The following is a 17,145-nucleotide window of genomic DNA, read 5'->3' as shown; positions in this document are numbered from 1 at the left end:
CGGGTGGAAGCGGCGGGTTTCCACGCTCGGCGGAGCGAAGACAAGTCCCGCCGTGCCGTGCGCGCAACGATTGATGGATAGGCCTCCGACCCCATATAGAGGGTCACAGCCGCCCCGTTCGAGGCGGCGCCGGAGTATCCATGACCAGTTTTCCCGTACTGCCGTTGCGCGACATCGTCGTCTTTCCGCATATGATCGTGCCGCTGTTCGTCGGCCGCGACAAATCGGTCGCCGCGCTGGAAGCGGCGATGGGAGCCGACAAGGAGATCTTCCTCGTCGCGCAGCTCGACCCGGCGGAGGACGATCCCGCGCGCGAGGACCTGTATGAGGTCGGCGTCACCGCGACGGTGCTGCAATTGCTCAAGCTGCCCGACGGCACGGTGCGCGTGCTGGTCGAAGGCAAGGCGCGCGGCCGGCTCGGCGAGCTGACCGAGGCGGACGGCTATCTGCAATCGACCGTCGAGATGCTTGAGGAGCGCGAGGCGGAGGGTGTCGAGGTCGCGGCGCTGATGCGCTCGGCGGTCGAGCAGTTCGAAACCTATGCCAAGCTCAACAAGAAGCTGCCGAGCGAGACCGCGCAGCAGTTGAGCGAGATCGTCAAGGCGTCCAAGCTCGCCGATGCGATCATGGCCAACGTCCAGGTCAAGGTCGCCGACAAGCAGGCGCTGCTCGTCGAGCCCGATCCGGTCAAGCGACTGGAGATGGCCTATGCGCTGATGGAGGGCGAACTCGGCGTCCTCCACGTCGAGAAGAAGATCAAGAGCCGCGTCAAGCGCCAGATGGAGAAGACGCAGCGCGAATATTATCTCAACGAGCAGCTCAAGGCGATCCAGCGCGAGCTGGGCAATAGCGACGACGAGAGCGACGGCGACGAGATCGCCGAGCTGACGCAGAAGATCGCCGGCCTCAAGCTGAGCAAGGAAGCGCGCAGCAAGGCGACGTCGGAGCTGAAGAAGCTCAAGACGATGGCGCCGATGAGCGCCGAGGCGACGGTGGTGCGCAATTACCTCGACGTGCTGCTCGGCCTGCCGTGGGGCAAGAAGTCGAAGATCAAGAAGGACATCGCCGCCGCGCAGGCGGTGCTGGACGAGGATCATTACGCGCTGGAGAAGGTCAAGGACCGGATCGTCGAATATCTCGGCGTGCAGGCGCGCACCAACAAGCTGAAGGGACCGATCCTGTGCCTCGTCGGCCCGCCGGGCGTGGGCAAGACCAGCCTCGGCAAGTCGATCGCCAAGGCGACGGGGCGCGAGTTCATCCGCCAGAGCCTCGGCGGCGTGCGCGACGAGGCCGAGATCCGCGGCCATCGCCGCACCTATATCGGCTCGCTGCCGGGCAAGATCGTCACCAATCTCAAGAAGGCGGGGACGGGCAATCCGCTGTTCCTGCTCGACGAGATCGACAAGCTCGGCCAGGATTTCCGCGGCGATCCCGCCTCGGCGCTGCTCGAGGTGCTCGACCCCGAGCAGAACGGCAAGTTCAACGACCATTATCTCGAGATCGACATCGATCTGTCCGACGTGATGTTCGTCTGTACCGCCAACACGCTCAACCTGCCGCAGCCGCTGCTCGACCGGATGGAGATCATCCGGCTGGAGGGCTATACCGAGGACGAGAAGGTCGAGATCGCCAAGGGCCATCTGATCGACAAGCAGATCGAGGCGCATGGCCTGAAGGCCGGCGAGTTCACGCTGACCGAGGAGGGGCTGCGTGCGCTGATCCAGAAATACACCCGCGAGGCGGGGGTGCGGACGCTGGAGCGCGAGATCGCCAAGCTGGCGCGCAAGGCGCTGCGCCAGATTCTCGAAGGCAAGGCGACGAGCGTGACGATCACGCCCGACAATCTGCACGAGTTCGCCGGCGTGCAGAAGTTCCGCCACGGCCTCGGCGAGACCGAGCATCAGATCGGCGCGGTCACCGGTCTCGCCTGGACCGAGGTCGGCGGCGAATTGCTGACGATCGAGAGCGTCACCGTGCCCGGCAAGGGCGCGGTCAAGACGACCGGCAAGCTCGGCGACGTGATGAAGGAATCGGTGCAGGCCGCCTTCAGCTTCGTCCAGGCGCGCAGCCCGAGCTACGGCATCAAGCCGTCGCTGTTCCACCGCAAGGACATCCACATCCACCTGCCCGAAGGCGCGGTGCCCAAGGATGGTCCGTCGGCTGGCATCGGCCTTGTCACCTCGATCGTCTCGACGCTGACCGGCGTCGCGGTGAAGAAGGATGTGGCGATGACCGGCGAGGTGACGCTGCGCGGCCGGGTGCTGCCGATCGGCGGGCTCAAGGAAAAGCTGCTCGCGGCGCTGCGCGGCGGCATCACCACGGTGCTCATCCCGCAGGAGAATGAGAAGGACCTCGCCGACATTCCGCAGAACATCAAGGACGGGCTGACGATCGTGCCGGTCAGCCATGTCGACGAGGTGCTGACGCTCGCGCTGACCGAACCGCTCGCCGCGATCGAATGGACCGACGCCGACGAACTCGCCGCACTGCCGCCCGCGGGGGTTGCACCGGCCGGCGGCGAGTTGCATCACTGACCGGCTGCTACCGAGCACGGCGGTTAAGGTTTTGAAACCACATTGCCTTCATAGGCGGCATATCGATTGACTCGGCCGGGCCGGAGCGCGTTACTGATCGTTCTGGCTCGGCAATGATTCTCCAGGAATACCGAAGGGGGCTGCATTTCATGAACAAGCAAGAGCTGATCGCGACCGTCGCCGATACGTCCGGGCTCGCCAAGGGCGATGCCATCAAGGCGGTCGAGGCGGTCTTCGAAGCGATCACCGACAGCTTGAAGAAGGGCGACGAAGTGCGCCTGGTGGGGTTCGGCACCTTTTCGGTGACGAAGCGCAAGGCCTCGCAGGGCCGCAATCCACGCACCTTGGCGCCGATGACGATCAAGGCGTCCAACCAGCCCAAGTTCAAGGCGGGCAAGGGCCTCAAAGATTCGGTCAACTGAGGCTGGACAGCGGCGGCGGCGTTCCGTAAAGGCGCGCCTCCGAACAGTTTCGGGCGCGTAGCTCAGCGGTAGAGCACACCCTTCACACGGGTGGGGTCACAGGTTCAATCCCTGTCGCGCCCACCATATCAGCCCGTCCGATCCACCGATCGGCGGGCTTTTTGGTCTCCGGCGCCGTCCCGCCGCGGGCCATCGCCGATCGCCCGGTCGTTGCGGGCAGGGAACAATATGTTGCTGACCGGATTACCTTCCTCAGTTCAAAGGGAGAGTGATCATGGTTGAATACACCACCGACCGGAATGGCGATCGTGTCATCGTCGAGCGTCGCGGCGGCGCGGGCCGCGTGCTGGCGATCATCGCCGTGATCGCGATCATCATCGTCGCCTTGCTGTTCCTGACCGGCTTCTGGAGCGCGGACGTGACCAAGAAGGGCTCGCTGCCGTCGGTCGACGTCAGCGCCAAGGGCGGTTCGCTGCCGAAGGTCGACCTCGATTCGAAGAAGGTCGTCGTCGGCACCAAGGAGACCACGGTCGAGGTTCCCAAGGTCGAAACCAAGAAGGAAACGATCTCGGTGCCTGCGGTCGGCGTCAAGGACGGCGACAAGTAAGCTTCGCCAGATCGGCGTTTCGACGGGCGTCCCTCGCGAGAGGGGCGCCCGTTTTGCGTCGGGGGCGACGATCCTTCCCCCCTCCGGACCACCCCGGCGCAGGCCGGGGTCCAGTTCGGTGACGCTGTGCGAGCAATAGCGGCCTTCACCCAACTGAGCCCCGGCCTCCGCCGGGGTGGCCGGCGGCATGATTCCTTCGATGCAGCGCGGATTGAAGCGGCGGGCAGGGCCTGGATGCCGCCCTCCGCCGCCGTCGTAACAAAAGCATCACATCACCGTCATCATTCTGTCTCCCGAATCTCATTCAGGAGTCATTTACCGCTCGTACCGCGGCTCTCAGGGACCGGCCGCAGGGGGAGCCTCGGCCGGCCGACACGATATACGACCGGGAGCTTTCGATCATGGCGAGCCACATGCGCATCGGTACCATCCTCATGGCGTCGAGCGCCTGCCTCGCGCTGGCCGGCTGCGGCGGCGCGGACAGCGTCGCCTCGCCGGGCGCGGGCAGCGTGACGATCGTCTCGCCGACGCCGACCCCAGCGGCGACCCCGACCCCGTCGGCGACGCCGAGCGCGATCACCGCCGCGCAATTCGCTGCGGTCACCACGGTCAACGGCATCTCGGTCACCGCCGACGAGCAGCTCGCGATCGTCAACGCCGGGTCGAACAACAACGTCAACGGCGTCGGCTCGGTGCTGAACGGCGTCTATCCGACCTCGGCGACGTCGCTGACCACCGCGATCGATCCGTCGACGATCAACAGCTTCTTCACCAGCACCAATTATGTCGGCGCGCTGAGCGGGCCGACCGATACCAGCTTCCAGGGCTGGACCTGCAATTCGACCGCCGCCGAATTCGGCGGCAGCGGCGCGCGCTGCACCGCGGTGCCGGCGATCGGCACGCTGGCGAGCGGCGCCGCCTGCCCGAGCGGCACCACCGCCGCGACCGGCGGCAGCGGCAGCGCGACCGCGGCGACGATCGGCGGCTTCAAGATCTGCGACCTCCCGCAGGCGATCACTTCCAGCCTGACGCTGCCGCGCATCGCCGGCATCGCCTATCGCTTCACCGGCCAGACCGAGGTCGGCACCGATCTCGGCGCGACCGGCGGCAGCGGCGTGACGCTGACGATCGAGCCCGGCGTCACCGTCTTCGCGAACGCGAATGAGTCGACCAACGACCTGCTGCTGGTCAACCGCGGTTCGAAGCTCAATGCGATCGGCACGCGCGATGCGCCGATCATCTTCACCTCGCAGCAGAACGTCAGCTCGGCGACCGGCGAATCGGAAACCAGCCAGGGCCATTGGGGCGGCATCATCCTGCTCGGCCGCGCGCCGACCGCGGTGTGCGCGACCGGCAGCGGCGGCAGCAACCCGACGCCGTGCCAGCTCGCGATCGAGGGCGTCACCGGCCGCTTCTACGGCGGCACTAACACCGCCGACTCGAGCGGCCAGATGTCCTATGTCCAGATCCGCTATTCGGGCATCGCGATCAGCGACGGCAACGAATTGCAGGGCCTGACGCTCGGCGCGACCGGTTCGGGCACCGTGCTCGACCATATCCAGAGCCACAATTCGGCAGACGACGGCATCGAGATCTTCGGCGGCACCAGCAACCTCAAATATATCGCGATCACCGGCGCGGACGACGACGGCTTCGACATCGACAACGGCTATCGCGGCTTCATCCAGTTCATGATCGCGGCGCAGCGGACCAGCGGCGCGACCGTCGACAGCTTCTCGACCGAGATCGACTCGAACAACGCCGAGGACCTGCTGCCGCGGACCTTCGCGACCTATGCCAACTTCACCTTCGTCCAGACCGCGCTGGCCCCCGCCGCGATCCGTCAGCGCGGCGGCAGCGACATGCGCTTCGTCAACGGCGTGGTGAAGACGGTGAGCAACGTCGCCTGCGTCAACATCATCGCCGGCGAGCAGACCAGCGGCGGCCGGACCACGGTGCGCCCGGCGGATACGACGCTGCAGGACTTCGGCCCGCCGTCGTTCAACTCGGTCTATTTCGCCTGCCAGGGCCGCTGAGGCGATGGGGCGCCTGACGGTGCCCCGACCCAGCATCGGTGCCGCAGGTGGCGATCCCGCCACCTGCGGACACCTGTATCCAGACTTCTGATCCGGGATTGACGGTCATGCCGCAGCGGCTCGCTTTCGCCACCCTTCTTTCACTTTCCTCGATGCTGGTCGCGCCCGCCGTGCTTGCGCAGACCGCGGGCGGCACCGCGGCACCGACGCCGCCGCCGGCGCAGACCTCGACCCCCGCCACCTCGCAGCCCGGCGGCGCGAGCGATCCGCAAAGCGCCGAGCCGACCGCCAACGACCAGCAGGAGGCGCCGGTCGAGGTGTCCGCGCCCGGCATGAACGGCGATGCCGGCGATATCGTCGTCGTCGGCCGCAACATCCCCAACGTCGTCCGCGCGACGCCGCAGATCGTCTCCGTCCTGTCGAGCGCCGATATCGCGCGCACGGGCGAGGGCGACATCGCCGGGGCGCTGACCCGCGTCACCGGCCTGTCGGTGGTCGGCGGCGGCTTCGTCTACATCCGCGGTCTCGGCGACCGCTATTCGTCGTCGCTGCTCAACGGATCGCCGCTGCCGAGCCCCGAGCCGCTGCGCCGGTCGGTGCCGCTCGACATCTTCCCGACGACGATCGTCGGTTCGGCGCTGGTGCAGAAGACCTATTCGGTCAATTATCCCGGCGAATTCGGCGGCGGCGTCATCAACCTGACCACCAAGGCGATTCCGGACAAGAACTTCCTCTCGTTCGGCGCGACGATCGCCGCCGACGATGCGACGACCAGCGAGCTCGGCTATACCTATGCCGGCGGCGACGCCGACTGGATCGGCTATGACGACGGCACGCGCAAGGTGCCCGCCTTCATCCGCAACGCCCCCGACGGCAGCGGCATCATCCCCGCCGAACAGGTGGCGCAGCTCTCCAATGCCTCGACGACGCTGCTCCAGCGCAACAACCAGCTGCCGGCCAATTGGTCGGGCGAGATCAGCGGTGGCTCGGTCTATGACATCGGCGGCTCGCGGCTCGGCGTGATCGCCTCGCTGAGCGCGAGCAACACCTTCCGCACCCGCTTCGCCAACCAGCAGGACAGCGTGTCGGCGGACGGCACGCTGCGCAACGACTTCACCACGCTGATCACCGACAATCGCATCGTCGCCAATGCGCTGGTCGGCGTCGGGCTGGAGTTCGGCGAGAATACGATCCGCTGGACCAACGTCTATATCCACGACACGCTCAAACAGGGCCGCGGCTCGGCGGCGACGCTGTACAACAATGCCAGCGGGCTGCGTTTCCAGCAGAACACCAACTGGTTCGAGCGCCAGCTGATCGAGACGCAATTGGTCGGCGAGTTCAAGCTCAGCGACGCGCTGAAGATCGACGCACGCGGCGCCTATGCCAATTCGAAGCGCAACGCGCCCTATGAGCGCCAGTTCGACTATCTCTGCTCGGCGACGACCACCACCGGCCTGCCGATCACCAGCGACGGCGAGCAGCAGGCGGGCGGCTATCAATGCGCCGGCGCCTATCAGGTGACGCAGCGCTTCACGCCGTTCGCCTCGATCATCTTCAGCGAGCTTAACGAGAATCTGTGGACCGGCCAGGCGGACGCCTCGTACAAGATCGATGGCGACCGGCCGATCACATTGTCGACCGGCTATTTCTATCAAGGCACCGACCGCACGTCGTCGCGGTTGCAGTTCAACTATCAGACCTCGAACGGCGGCGGCACCGCGCCGGGCTATCCGTACAATCTGCTGCGGCCCGACTATCTGCTCAGCCCGGACGTGCTCAACAACGCCTGTCCGCTGACCGCCAATACCGCGCCCTGCACGATCCAGTTGCAGTTCAACACCGCGGCGGGCGCCTATCGCTATGACGCGAGCCTCGACGTCCATGCCGGCTATGTGCAGGCGGAGGGCGAGGCGTTCGACGGGCTGCGCGCGGTGGTCGGCGTGCGCTACGAGCGCGGCGACGAGCGGGTGACGCCATTCGGGGTGACCACCGGGCTGGCCCGGCTCAAGAACGATTATTTCCTGCCGGCGTCGACGCTGACCTGGAATTTCGCTGCCGACATGCAGCTGCGCGCCAGCGCCGCCAAGACGATCTCGCGCCCACAGTTCCGCGAGCTCGCGCCGCAGCAGTTCCGCGACCCCGATTCGGACCGGCTGTTCTTCGGCAACCCGCTGCTCCGCGATTCGAAGCTCTACAATCTCGAAGCGCGCTACGAATGGTTCTTCAAGCGCGACCAGCGCTTCACGCTCGCGGGCTTCTACAAGCGGATCGACAATCCGATCGAGCAGGTCGGCTTCTACACCGGCGCCGACGACCGGTTGCAGACCGGCTTCACCTATCTGCCGAAGGCGACGCTATACGGCGGCGAGGTCGAGGTGCAGAAATATTTCCCGCTCGCCAATGTCTTCGGCGGCGACTTCTTTGCGACGCGGCGGGCGCTGCTGATCGCCAATTACACCTATACCAAGTCGCGGATCACCGCGAACGGCGAATGCGCCCCCTCGGTCGCCTCGTCGACGCAGGCGGTCGGCGGCTGCCCGGTCGGCTTCGCGCCGGCCTCGTCGCTGTTCCGCGATGGCGCGCCGCTGACCGGCCAGTCGGATCATCTCGTCAATCTGCAACTCGGCATCGAGGACAGCGCGGCGCTGTCGCAGATCACGCTGTTGTTCAACTATGCGAGCAAGCGCGTCACCAATCGCGGGCCGTCGCTGCTCAGCGGTACCGGCTTCCAGCCCGACATCGTCGAATATCCCGGCATCCGGCTCGACCTCGTCGCGCGCCAGGGATTCGAGCTGATCGGTGGCAAGTTCGAGATCAAGGCGGAGGCGCGCAACCTGACGCGCACCCGCTATCGCGAGAGCCAGACGTTCAGCAACGGCAACGAGGTCTATATCAACCGCTATAACCTCGGGCGGGTGTTCAGCCTCGGGGTGAGCACGACGTTCTGATGGGGGCAGGGCGGGGGCGGCGTCTGGCCGGCACCCGCCCGGCGTCCGGAGCTATCCCCGGTCGGACAGCTTGTCCTACGATCGATAGCCGGACCGGTGGGACATCATATTATAGGCCGCCACCCAGCCAATCGGCCCAATGGCGATGAGGACCAGGCACAGGAACAGGAAAGCGGCGCCACCGATCGTCCACACCAGATACTGCCAGATGCGGGCAAGGATCGCCTGCGTGCCGGGCTGGCGTCGGTCATACCAGGCGGCAGGCGACAGGCTCAGCAGCCACCGGCCGGCGCGGCGATACCAGCGGGCGTCGCGGCGGGTGAGATAGGCGTCCCACGCCGTCACGGCGGCCGGTGACACATCGTGGAGCGCGGTCGGGTGATGGCGCCGGATGACCCCCAGCAGCGCCGCGACCATCGCGGCCGGGCCGCTCCGCGGCGGCAGGCTCGGATCCCGCAGCAGCGCGAGCGCATAGACTTCGTCAAAGCGTTCGTCCGCACGGCCGTCGCGGTCGAGCGACTGGATCCAGCCGATGTCCCAATAGCGTTTCATCACCTCGCGGATGCGCGGCGGGCAATCCCAGCGCTCGGCCGTGGCGACCCAGTCGAAATGGTCGGCGGCGAGGATCAGCAGGGCGTCCGATCGCGGCATGCCGTCGATGGCGATGTCGATCATCCAGCGTTCGATCTCGGCGGCATGGGCGATCGAGAGCATCGCGGGGTCTTGCAGGATCCGCGATGTGCGCGCGATCAGTTCGTCGCGTATGTCTGCCGCGGGCGTATCACTCCAGATGAGCCGCTCGACGGCCTCGACGTCCGCCATCCACGCCGGCGGTGCGGCGGCGAGCGGCGCCGGGGCTTGCGCGGGCTCCGGGATGCGATTCGGCACCTCCGTAACGCTGGCGGGTGCGTCGGGTGCGATCCCGGCGTCGGTGTCCGACGCATCGAACGGCGCCGCCTCATCCTCGTCCGGCGATGCTCTGGCGAAGGCGCGTGCCTGTTCGAAGGCGTGGCGGAGAGCGATGAATGCCGCGGGCTCCCCCTCGGGATCGATCCGCTTCAGCTGCACGGCATAGGCGCGACGGATGCTCGCCTCGTCGCGCGTCGCGGCGATCTTCAGGCGGTGCCAGATCGCGTCGTTCACAGGAAGCGCTCGCCTTCCATGGCGTCGAGCATCGCCTCAAGCTCCCGGCGCAAATCGGCGATCGCATGTGGCTCCTGCCGGTCGAGCACGGCCTGGAAGGCCATGACCATCTGTCCGATCCGCTCGCGCTGGTCGCCAAGGAACGATTCGTAGCAGCGTTCGGCGCGGGCCATGGCCGCCGCATTGGGCGCCGCCTCGCGGGGATGGATCTTGAGCGCCGCCAGTGCGCTCCGCCGCGCATCGAGCGTGTCGGCGTCGCCATCCCCTTCGCTCACCACCCGTTGGAACGTCTGCTGGGTGATCGGGATCGTGACATCGACCTCAAGCAGGCCGCTCGCGTCACAGGAGAAGCGGACGTCCGCCCGCACCTCGCCGGCGGGCCGGCGCGGTACGGCGACCTCCACGGTATCGAGCAGGACGTTGTCCGATGCCCGTCGCGCCTCACCCTGGTAGATCTGGAACTGGATCTTCGTTTGCCGGTCGACGATCGTCTGGAACCCGTGCGACCGGCTGAGCGGCACGACGCTGTTGCGCTCGATGATCGGCACGAAGACGTCATGGTGGAGGTTGCCGAAGGTATCGTGGTCGGCGGCGGCGACACCCAGCGTGAAGGGGCAAACGTCGGTCAGCCGCACCTCCTCCAAGGCGGCATCGCGTGCTTTCAGCCCGGCCTGTACCGCCGCCCCCAGCGCGACGGCATGATCGGGGTGGAGCGACGCATTGGGAAAGCGGCCGAACAGGCGCGTCACCGCGCGGCGGACGATCGGCATGCGGGTCGCGCCGCCGACCAGGACGATGTCCGACAGGCTGTCGCTGCGCAGGCCGCCGTCGCGGAGCGAGCGCAGCACCGGATCGCGCAGGCGGTGCAGCAGCGGCTCGGCCGCCGCCTCGAAGGCGTGCGCGGTGAGGGTGGCGACATGCTCCTTCCCGTCCCAGACGATCCGGAAGAGCGCCTCCTCGGCTTCGCTGAGCGTGCGGCGACACCGTTCGGCTGCCGCGCGCCACACCGCCTCGAACCGATCGGCGCGCGCGCCGCCCGCCAAGGCGTCGGCAGGATCGATCGTCTCGCGCGCGAGCCGCATGACGACATCGTTGAAGTCCTCGCCACCCAGCCGGTTGTCGCCGGCGGAGGCGCGCACCTCGACCACCCCGTCGAACACCTCGACCACCGACACGTCGAAGGTGCCACCGCCCAGGTCGAAGACGAGGAACGGCTCGCGATCCTGCCGGTCGTGAATGCCATAGGCGAGGGCCGCGGCAGTGGGTTCGTTGATCAGCCGGTCGACCGTGAACCCCGCGATCTCGCCCGCGCGGCGTGTCGCCTTGCGCTGGCGATCGTTGAAATAGGCCGGAACGGTGATCACCGCATGCGTGACCGCTGCGCCGAGATACGCCTCGGCATCGCGTTTGAGACTGGCGAGCACCAGCGCCGAAAGATCCTCGGGCAGATAGGTGTGGCGGCCGAGCTGCGTCGTCCTGCCGGTGCCCATCAGGCGTTTGAAGACGGTCGCGGTCTGCGCGGGGTGCGTCGACTGGCGATCCCGCGCCGGCCGCCCGACCAGCAGCTGCCCATCGTCGGCAAGGCTGACGGCGGAGGGCGTCAACAGCTCGCCGAGCGCGTTCGGAATGAGCTCGGGCGCTCCGTTCCGGAAGCAGGCGACGGCACTGTTGGTCGTGCCGAGGTCGATGCCGACAATCATGAAAGGACCGCGCAGATGAGGATGAGACCATCTGTCTTTTAGGATGCGATCAGGCGATCCGCGTCGCGGCCCTTCGGTTTGGGGCGTGCCGGTCGGAAGTACCTGCGGTCACGCCGCCCGCGTCACGCCCACTCCCGCTCGCGATACCATTTGGTGATGACGTATTTGACGCCGGTGCGCACCTTCATCCCCTGGTGGAGGGTTGCGGGGTTGAGCGAGCCGTCGGGACGGCGGTTGTTCCAGGCGACGAGCTTGCCGGTTTCCGGCTGGATGATCTTGTCGACCGCCTTGAAGCGGGTGGCGCCGCCCGCCTCGGGCTGGTTGAGATAGACCATTACCGTCCAGGTGCGGTTGCCCGCCACCGAGCAATATTGCGCGAAGTCAGCGCCCTGCGGGTCGAAATAGTCGGTGTGGCCCTTGAATTCCTGGCCGACCGCGTAGCGCTGGCCCTGCAACGGCTCGCCATAAGCGGGGTCGAGGCCGGTGAAGGCGGCGAGGCGTGCCTCGACCGCCTGCACCACCGGATCGGTGGCGGAGAGGTCGCCCGTCTCGCTGGTGCGGAAGGTGGCGTCGCCGTTGGCATCGGCGATCGTCGACGGGCGACGCACCGCGTCGATCCGCTCGATCAGCGCCTCGCACAGCAGGGCGCCGATGAAGTCGCGCGCGATGAACAGGTCGAGCTTGGGGCTCGGCACCTTCTGCAGGCCGGGCTGGGCGAGCAGCCGCGCGACGATCGGCTCTGCGGCGAGGCCGTTGCCGAGGGAGGGGAGGGTCGTCATGCCCGCCCTTCTACCCGCGCCGGGGAGGTGGCGGAAAGAGGGCGTTTGCACCCTGTTGCCCGATCGCCGCGCGCGGCCTAAGGCGCGGGCGATGGAGCGGCTGGACGGTGGCTCGGCGGTGCCGTCGCATCTGGCGGGCGGGATCGTCGCGCTCGGCAATTTCGATGGCTTTCACCTCGGGCACCAGGCGGTGGTCGGTCGGGCGGTCGCGCGTGCGCGCGCCGAGGGGCGGCCGGCGCTGGTCGCGACCTTCGATCCGCACCCGGTGCGCCACTTCCGGCCCGACGCGCCGCCGTTCCGGCTGACCACGCTCGACCAGCGCCAGCGGCTGTTCGCCGCCGCCGGCGTCGATGCGATGGTCGTCTTCCACTTCGACGCGGCGCTCGCCGCCCTGTCGGCGGAAGACTTCATCGCGACCGGGCTGCACCGCAACCTCGCCGCGGCGGGGGTGGTGACCGGCGAGGATTTCACCTTCGGCCATCGCAAGAGCGGCAATGTCGCCCTGCTCGCCGCGCGTGGCAGCGCGCACGGCTTCACCGCGGAGACGGTGGCGGCGGTGACGCTCGACGGCGAGCCGGTCTCGTCGACGCGCATCCGCACGTTGCTGCGCGCGGGCAAGCCGCGCGAGGCGGCGCGGCTGCTGACCCGGCCCTTCGCGGTCGAGGGAATCGTCCAGCACGGCGACAAGGTCGGCAGGACGATCGGCTATCCGACCGCCAATCTCGACATGGGCAAATATCTCCGCCCGGCGTACGGCATCTATGCGGTGACGGCGACGCTCGCCGACGGGCGGCGGCTGAACGGGGCGGCGAATCTCGGCATCCGGCCGACCTTCGATCCGCCGAAAGAGCTGCTCGAGCCGTATTTCTTTGATTTCTCGGGCGATCTTTATGGCCAGCCGATCGAGGTCGCACTGATCGACTATCTGCGCGCGGAGGCGAAATTCGACAGCCTCGACGCGCTCACCCGGCAAATGGCGCGCGATTGCGCCGCGGCACGGGCGTTGCTGGGCGGTTAACCGTTCGCGTTTATGCGCTTTGTGCTGACCGACACTCACGATAAGACGCGCCCCGTATGACCGACGCCCCAACAACCGCGCCAGACTGGCGCGACACCGTCTTCCTGCCGAAGACCGACTTCCCGATGAAGGCGGGCCTCGCCGCCAAGGAGCCGGCGATCCTCGAACGCTGGGCGCGGATCGGCGTCTACGACCGGCTGCGCGAGCAGCGCGCCGGGCGCGAGCGGTTCATCCTCCACGACGGCCCGCCCTATGCCAATGGCGACATCCATATGGGCCATGCGATGAACAAGGTGCTGAAGGACATCATCGTCCGCAGCCAGTCGCTGATGGGCAAGGATGCGCCCTACGTCCCCGGCTGGGACTGCCACGGCCTGCCGATCGAATGGAAGGTCGAGGAGGCGTATCGCGCCAAGAAGCAGAACAAGGACGAGGTGCCGGTCGCGCAGTTCCGCGCCGAATGCCGCGCCTATGCCGACCGGTGGGTCGGCGTGCAGCGCGACCAGTTCGCGCGGCTCGGCGTGATGGGCGACTGGGCCGATCCCTATCTGACGATGAATTATGACGCCGAGGCGGCGATCGTCGGCGAATTGCTCAAGTTCGCCGAGAGCGGTCAGCTCTATCGCGGCGCCAAGCCGGTGATGTGGTCGCCGGTCGAGAAGACCGCGCTCGCCGAGGCGGAGGTCGAATATGAGGACGTCGTCTCGACGCAGATCGACGTCGGCTTCGAGATCGCCTCCGCGCCGGAGGCCGAGCTGCTGGTCGGCGCGACCGCGGTGATCTGGACGACGACGCCGTGGACGATCCCGGTCAACCAGGCGCTCGCCTATAATCCGGCGCTCGATTACGTGCTGTTCGAGAGCGGCGGGCGGCGCTTCCTCGTCGAGGAAAACCTGCTGCCGGCGTTCGGCAAGCGCACCGGCCTTGCGGTCGACAGCGTCGTCGCGCTGGTCAAGGGCAGCGCGCTGGAGGGCGCGACCGCGCGCCATCCGATGCACGCGCGCGGCGGCTTCTTCGCGCGGCCGCGGCCGTTCCTCAGCGGCGACTTCGTCACCAGCGACGCGGGCACCGGCCTCGTCCATATGGCGCCCGACCATGGCGAGGACGATTTCCTGCTGTGCAAGGCGAACGGGCTCGAACCCGTGTTCGCGGTCGACGGCGCCGGCATGTACCGCGCCGACTGGCCGTGGCTGGGCGGGCAGGGCAGCGTCATCAACAAGAAGTTCGTCGGCAGCGACGGGCCGATCTGTGCGGACCTGCGCGAGGTCGGCGCGCTGCTCGCGGCGTCGGACGATTTCGCGCACAGCTATCCGCATTCGTGGCGGTCGAAGGCGAAGGTGATCTTCCGCGCGACGCCGCAATGGTTCATCCCGATGGACCGGCCGATCCTCAACGGCGGCGAGGGGGCAAGCAACGGCGCGACGCTGCGCGAGACCGCGCTCGACGCGATCGAACATACGCGCTGGGTGCCGGCGCGCTCGCAGAACCGCATCCGCTCGATGGTCGAGGGGCGGCCCGACTGGGTGATCAGCCGCCAGCGCGCCTGGGGCGTGCCGATCGCGCTCTACGTCGATCGCGCCACCGGCGACTATCTCAACGATCCCGCGGTCAACGCGCGGATCATCGCCGCCTTCCGCGACGGCGGGGCGGATGCCTGGTTCACCGCCGATCACCAGACCTTGCTCGGCGCGGACTATGACCTCGCCGATTACGAGCCGCAGAACGACATTCTCGACGTCTGGTTCGACAGCGGCTCGACGCACGTCTTTACCGTCGAGGCGCGCTATGGCGCGGACGTCCGCGCCAACCTCTATCTGGAAGGCAGCGACCAGCATCGCGGCTGGTTCCAGTCGTCGCTGCTCGAAAGCTGCGGCACGCGCGGCCGCGCGCCCTATGATGCGGTGCTGACCCACGGCTTCGCGCTCGACGGGCAGGGGCGCAAGATGTCGAAGAGCCTCGGCAATGTCGTCGATCCGCTCAAGGTGATCGGCGAGAGCGGCGCCGACATCCTGCGCATGTGGGTCGCATCGACCGACTATTTCGACGACGTGCGGATCGGCAAGGAGGTCCTCGGCACCGCGTCCGACGCCTATCGCAAGCTGCGCAACACCTTCCGCTATCTGCTCGGCGCACTCGACGGCTTCACCGAGGCGGAGCGGGTGCCGGTCGCGGCGATGCCGGAGCTGGAACGCTATGTGTTGACCCTGCTCGGCCAGCTCGACATGGACCTGCGCGAGGCGGCGGACGGTTATGAGTTCAACCGCTATCTGCGCCGGCTGACCGATTTCGCCAACGAGGATCTGTCGGCCTTCTTCTTCGATATCCGCAAGGATTCGCTCTATTGCGACGCCGCGGACGATCCCAAGCGGCGGGCGTATCGGACGGTGCTCGACACGCTGTTCCACGCGCTCGTCCGCTATGCCGCGCCGATCCTCTGCTTCACCGCGGAAGAGGTGTGGCAGGCGCGCTTCCCGAGCAAGGACGGATCGGTCCATTTCCTCGAATGGCCCGAGCTGCCGGCGCTGCCCGGCGATCAGCCGCTCGCCACCGACTGGGCCGACGTCCGCCGGCTGCGCGCGACCGTGACCGAGGCGATCGAGCCGCTGCGCCGCGCGAAGACGGTGCGCTCCAGCCTGGAGGCGGAGGTGACGGTGCCGGCGCTGCCGCTGTCCGCCGCCGCGCTCGCCGAGACGTTCATCGTCGCCGATGTCGCGCAGGGCGAGGACGTCACCGTGACGCGGACCGATTACCACAAATGCGGGCGCTGCTGGCGGCACCTGCCCGAGGTGACGGCGGACGGCGCCTTGTGCGACCGCTGCGCCGAGGTCGTCGCGCATGCGTAAGCTGCCGATCGCAGGCCTTGCCACCGCCGCCGTGCTGTTCGTCGTCGACCAGCTGACCAAGGTGACGATCACCGACGTGTTGCAGCTCAACGAGCTGACCGCGGAGCGGACGGTGACGTCGTTCTTCAACCTGCGCTTCGTCGCCAATCACGGCATCTCGCTGGGGCTGCTCCATGCCGACAGCAACACGATGCGCTGGGGGCTGGTCGCGATGACCGGGGCGATCGCGCTGGCGGTGGCGATCTGGATGACGCGCGAGCCGCAGCGCGGCGATCAGATGGCGCTGGGCGCGGTGCTCGGCGGCGCGCTCGGCAATATCGTCGACCGGGTGCGGTTCGGCTATGTCGTCGACTTCGCCGACCTGCATTTCGGCGACTGGCGGCCGTTCCTCGTCTTCAACGTCGCCGATGCGGCGATCACCCTCGGCGTGCTGGTGCTGCTTGTCCGCGCGCTCCTGATGCGCGACAAGCGCGACATTCCCTCGGAGAATCCCCATGCGTAAGTCAGTTCCGATTCTCGCCGGCCTCGCCTGCGTCGTCCTCCTCTCGGGCTGCGGCAAGCGTGGCTATGACCGGGCGCGTCCCGACGAATTCGCCGTCGCCCGTCAGGCGCCGCTGGTGATCCCGCCCGATTATGCGCTGGTCCCGCCGCAGCCGGGCGCCGCCCGCCCGCAGGACAATGCCAACAGCGCGCAGACGCTCGACGCGCTGTTCGGCGGCAACACGCAGCGCAGCGCCGCCGAGAATGGCGTCGTCAACCAGGCCGGCGGCGACGTCGCCGATACCGGCATCCGCTCGTCGGTCGGCGATCCGGCGACCAACGTCGTCGACAAGGGCACGACGACGCGCGACATCGTCGCGGCGCCCGAGGGCGACGGTCAGGACGCCCGCGCGTCTGCGCAGTAACGCCGCGGGCGGGATAACCGACTCAGCTTGGTGGTAGGTTGGCGTGCATTTCGGCGGGCACGAAGCTGCTGCCGATCCCTCGTCACCACCCCGGCGAAGGCCGGGGTCCAGATGGGAAGTCCGTCGTGAGCTGTCACGGAGCTTCACCGGACTGGACCCCGGCCTTCGCCGGGGTGGCCGGACGCTCCGCGACCCTGGGCTCCTGCG

At 67.7% G+C, this 17,145-nt stretch carries 12 protein-coding genes and 1 tRNA gene; 10 read left to right on the top strand and 3 right to left on the bottom strand.

Features of this window, described 5'->3' with window-relative positions; translation table 11 throughout:
* Positions 1–140 precede the first annotated feature (140 nt).
* From lon to V8201_RS17925, 6 genes are all read left to right on the top strand, one after another.
* Positions 141–2,534: an endopeptidase La gene (gene lon, locus V8201_RS17950; protein WP_336546144.1), complete on the top strand. Its 2,394-nt coding sequence runs from the start codon at positions 141–143 to the stop codon at positions 2,532–2,534.
* 149 nt (positions 2,535–2,683) lie between these two features.
* Positions 2,684–2,956 carry an HU family DNA-binding protein gene (locus V8201_RS17945; RefSeq protein ID WP_037533138.1) on the top strand — a complete coding sequence of 91 codons (273 nt, stop codon included), beginning with the start codon at positions 2,684–2,686 and terminating at the stop codon, positions 2,954–2,956.
* 51 nt (positions 2,957–3,007) lie between these two features.
* Positions 3,008–3,082, top strand: a tRNA-Val gene (locus tag V8201_RS17940).
* Positions 3,083–3,230: 148 nt separating this feature from the next.
* Positions 3,231–3,563 (top strand): hypothetical protein, encoded by a 333-nt coding sequence (locus V8201_RS17935; RefSeq protein ID WP_037533141.1) that lies wholly within the window; start codon positions 3,231–3,233, stop codon positions 3,561–3,563.
* 413 nt (positions 3,564–3,976) lie between these two features.
* The gene (locus V8201_RS17930; protein WP_373276501.1) at positions 3,977–5,599 is read left to right on the top strand and encodes a beta-helix domain-containing protein; all 1,623 of its coding nucleotides are present in this window, start codon (positions 3,977–3,979) and stop codon (positions 5,597–5,599) included.
* Positions 5,600–5,706: 107 nt separating this feature from the next.
* Positions 5,707–8,550 (top strand): TonB-dependent receptor domain-containing protein, encoded by a 2,844-nt coding sequence (locus V8201_RS17925; RefSeq protein WP_336546143.1) that lies wholly within the window; start codon positions 5,707–5,709, stop codon positions 8,548–8,550.
* Positions 8,551–8,625: 75 nt separating this feature from the next.
* Here V8201_RS17925 and V8201_RS17920 read toward each other — a convergent pair whose 3' ends face one another.
* From V8201_RS17920 to V8201_RS17910, 3 genes are all read right to left on the bottom strand, one after another.
* The gene (locus V8201_RS17920) at positions 8,626–9,693 is read right to left on the bottom strand and encodes a hypothetical protein (protein ID WP_336546142.1); all 1,068 of its coding nucleotides are present in this window, start codon (positions 9,691–9,693) and stop codon (positions 8,626–8,628) included.
* A complete protein-coding gene (locus tag V8201_RS17915; protein WP_336546141.1) occupies positions 9,690–11,393 on the bottom strand; it encodes an Hsp70 family protein in 1,704 nt (567 codons plus the stop codon). The genes V8201_RS17920 and V8201_RS17915 overlap by 4 nt, the downstream gene beginning before the upstream one ends.
* Before the next feature lie 122 nt (positions 11,394–11,515).
* Positions 11,516–12,172 carry a prolyl hydroxylase family protein gene (locus V8201_RS17910; protein ID WP_336546140.1) on the bottom strand — a complete coding sequence of 219 codons (657 nt, stop codon included), beginning with the start codon at positions 12,170–12,172 and terminating at the stop codon, positions 11,516–11,518.
* Positions 12,173–12,263: 91 nt separating this feature from the next.
* Between V8201_RS17910 and V8201_RS17905 the strand changes: the two genes are divergently transcribed.
* The 4 genes from V8201_RS17905 to V8201_RS17890 are packed head-to-tail and all read left to right on the top strand — an operon-like array spanning position 12,264 to position 16,938.
* The gene (locus V8201_RS17905) at positions 12,264–13,190 is read left to right on the top strand and encodes a bifunctional riboflavin kinase/FAD synthetase (RefSeq protein WP_037533154.1); all 927 of its coding nucleotides are present in this window, start codon (positions 12,264–12,266) and stop codon (positions 13,188–13,190) included.
* Positions 13,191–13,246: 56 nt separating this feature from the next.
* On the top strand, positions 13,247–16,033 hold the full coding sequence (gene ileS, locus V8201_RS17900; RefSeq protein WP_336546139.1) for an isoleucine--tRNA ligase: 2,787 nt from the start codon (positions 13,247–13,249) through the stop codon (positions 16,031–16,033).
* Entirely contained in the window at positions 16,026–16,535 is a 510-nt protein-coding gene (lspA, locus tag V8201_RS17895) for a signal peptidase II (RefSeq protein WP_037533159.1), read from the top strand. The genes ileS and lspA overlap by 8 nt, the downstream gene beginning before the upstream one ends.
* Complete coding sequence (locus V8201_RS17890; RefSeq protein ID WP_037533161.1) at positions 16,528–16,938, top strand: DUF3035 domain-containing protein; 411 nt, start codon at positions 16,528–16,530, stop codon at positions 16,936–16,938. Before lspA ends, V8201_RS17890 begins: the two co-directional genes overlap by 8 nt.
* Positions 16,939–17,145 lie beyond the last annotated feature (207 nt).

Source organism: Sphingomonas kyungheensis (assembly GCF_037120395.1).
Lineage (GTDB): Bacteria > Pseudomonadota > Alphaproteobacteria > Sphingomonadales > Sphingomonadaceae > Sphingomonas > Sphingomonas kyungheensis.
The sequence above is the reverse complement of the archived record's forward strand: the minus strand, read 5'-3'. Positions and strand labels throughout refer to the sequence as shown.